Annotated in this window: 1 protein-coding gene and 1 pseudogene; both read left to right on the forward strand. The window is 66.1% G+C overall.

Annotation, left to right across the window (positions count from 1 at the left end):
* Positions 1 to 197, forward strand: a 197-nt coding sequence (locus EN859_RS35505; protein ID WP_135913626.1) for a PqqD family protein, incomplete at its 5' end; no start/stop codon positions are given.
* 17 nt (positions 198 to 214) lie between these two features.
* Positions 215 to 410: pseudogene (locus EN859_RS35510) on the forward strand (hypothetical protein); the annotation flags it as partial.

Raw genomic sequence — 410 nt, forward strand, 5'->3', positions numbered from 1 at the left:
TGGCGCGCAGCGGCCAGCCCTACACCTGCAACGGCACCACCGAAGCCTTCCTCGACAAGGTCGACGGCGCGCGCGGCCTAGACCAGATCGTCGATCTGCTGTCGGACGAATTCGAAGTCGACAAGGCCACGCTCGACGAGGACATTGCAGCACTTGCCGCCGAGCTGGTGGCTGAAGGCATCCTCGCGGGCGCGTGATGGCCGACGGACCTCTTTTGCGCGTTCTTTTTTGTGCCCATTTGTGGCTCAGCGCCAGGCTGCTGCCGGTGCTGGTCGGCCGGCGCGATTTCGAAAGCGTGTTGAAGCTGGCGCCGCTGCAGTCCCCCGCGCTCTATCGCGACCTGCCCTGGACCTACATCGTGCAGCGCGTCAACCGAACGGTGCGGCGGCCCTGGCTCATGCGCGACCGCA

This window comes from Mesorhizobium sp. M00.F.Ca.ET.216.01.1.1, assembly GCF_004010325.2.
Taxonomy (GTDB): domain Bacteria; phylum Pseudomonadota; class Alphaproteobacteria; order Rhizobiales; family Rhizobiaceae; genus Mesorhizobium.